This window comes from Herbiconiux daphne (assembly GCF_024979295.1).
Classification (GTDB): domain Bacteria; phylum Actinomycetota; class Actinomycetes; order Actinomycetales; family Microbacteriaceae; genus Herbiconiux; species Herbiconiux daphnes.
This window is the reverse complement of the sequence record NZ_JANLCJ010000521.1, coordinates 1-620: the sequence shown is the minus strand read 5'-3', so window position 1 is coordinate 620 and position 620 is coordinate 1. Positions and strand designations below refer to the sequence as shown.

General features: G+C 36.0%; 1 protein-coding gene. It reads left to right on the top strand.

Annotated features, from left to right (window positions below; genetic code table 11):
* Window positions 1-143 precede the first annotated feature (143 nt).
* The coding region (locus N1032_RS26220; protein ID WP_259543576.1) for a phage adaptor protein at window positions 144-620 on the top strand (477 nt) is incomplete at its 3' end.

The window sequence follows — 620 nt, the reverse complement described above, 5'->3', positions numbered from 1 at the left end:
TTGGTAATAGTGGTACATTAATGTTTACAATGACGTATGGTGAAAACCCAGCTTGGATTGATACTGATACCAACCACGTGAATATTGTTGCTAAGCCATAATAGAATTGCCCTCTTCGGAGGGCTTTCTTTCAGGAGATTTAAATGCAAAACATTAACACTTATTTGGATTTAAAAAATTCAGTAGCAGCATGGCTTAACCGTAAAGACCAAGCTACTCTTGATAATATTCCAAACTTTATTAACTTCGCTGAGAAGCAATTTACTCGTCTTGTTAAATTGCCTTATTATGAAGTTACAGTGAATTTTCAGATTGACCCACAATACCCATTCATTGTTCTTCCTCAAGATTTCTTGAGTGCAAAACATATTATGGTTAATAATGAACCTTACAACCGAACAGATGTAGAAACATTCTACCGTCTTCAAGGTACTCGTCAATTCTCTGGAACGGTAATCACAACAGATGATGTAGTTGGTATGGATAATTTTAAAGCCTTTACTCGTATTGGTGAACAGATTCATTTCTACCCAACACCTCAAGCTGGTGATATTGTTACTATGATTTACTCTCAAGATATCCCAGAGATGCAATTTGTTGCTGACCAACCATACTCACTT